We start from the raw sequence: 1,377 nt of genomic DNA, 5'->3' as shown, positions 1-1,377 counted from the left end.
TGAATGTAGACTAGAAAACGGACACGTAAAATTGGTCATTGTTATAATGGACCTAACTATTTATATGAGGACGTGTCTAATATGGGAAAACATTATGATCTAGAATACAAAATGCAGATTGCAAAATTAGTAGTGGAGGAAGGGAAGAAAGCGGCTGAGCTGGCCAGGGACCTTGACATTCCCATCGGTACGATAAGAAACTGGATCGATGCGTATAGAAAGAAAAAGGAATCCGGGTTTATAGGCAGCGGCAATCTCGGTCCAGATGTGAAAGTTGTGAATGACCTCGAGAAACAAATTAGGGATCTCCAAGAAGAGAATGAAATATTAAAAAAGGCTATGCACATCTTCACGAAAAAACCGAAGTGATTTATCAATTCATTAAGGAACACCAGCACGAATATCGTGTTTTGAAGATGTGCCAAGTATTAGGTGTTTCATCCAGTGGTTATTATGATTGGCTAAAGCGTTCCTTGAGTGAACGGAAGAAAGCTAGAAAGGAACTCAAGGAAGCCATCAAACGAGTTTATTATCAGTCTAAAAAACGCTATGGAAGCATTAAGATCACACGACATCTCCGTAACGAAGGGTTGAATGTGTGTGAGCGTACTGTTCAGCGGATTATGACGGAGGAAGGTCTAAAATCCATCGCGGCTAGAAAGTTCAAGGCGACCACGAATTCCAAACATGAAAAAGAGATTTATCCTAACCTGCTTGAACAGAACTTCAATGTATCGGCCCCAGGTAAAGCCTGGGTAACGGACATCACATATGTCTGGACCCGTGAAGGCTGGCTTTATCTTGCATCGGTCATGGACTTGTTTTCAAGAAAAATCATAGGTTTTGCGATGAGTGAACGGATGACGAAAGAGCTTGTATTATTAGCCTTAAATCGAGCTAAAAGCAGCCAGCCTCCTAACGAAGGTTTGATTCACCATTCCGATCGGGGCAGCCAGTATGCTTCAAAAGACTACACTGGTGTACTCAGAGAAGCAAAAATCAAAATAAGTATGAGCGGTAAAGGAAACTGTTATGACAATGCATGTATTGAATCCTTTCACAGTGTGATTAAGAAAGAACTCATCTTTCATTGTGATTACAAGACTCGTGAAGAAGCAAAATTAAGTATCTTTGAGTATATCGTGAGCTTCTATAATTCATGGCGCATACATTCAACAATTGGTTATGTAACTCCGAATGACTACGAAAAAGCCTACTATCAAAAATATGGTGCTGCCTGAATTTTATATTTTTCCGCTTTACCTGGCGATCCATCTCCTGATGGTCACCAGGTAAAGTGGCCACCAAGCGAGAGCGCGGTAGTATTGGTACGAAAAAATAATTGTTTTTCTTGTCCGTTTTCTTGACGGAGGTTCA

At 40.7% G+C, this 1,377-nt stretch carries 1 pseudogene; it reads left to right on the top strand.

What is annotated here, in order from left to right:
• The first annotated feature begins 81 nt into the window (after window positions 1-81).
• Window positions 82-1,241: pseudogene (locus AB5I83_RS23650) on the top strand (IS3 family transposase).
• Window positions 1,242-1,377 lie beyond the last annotated feature (136 nt).

This window comes from Mesobacillus sp. LC4, from assembly GCF_053543455.1.
This window is presented reverse-complemented; position numbering and strand designations above follow the sequence as displayed.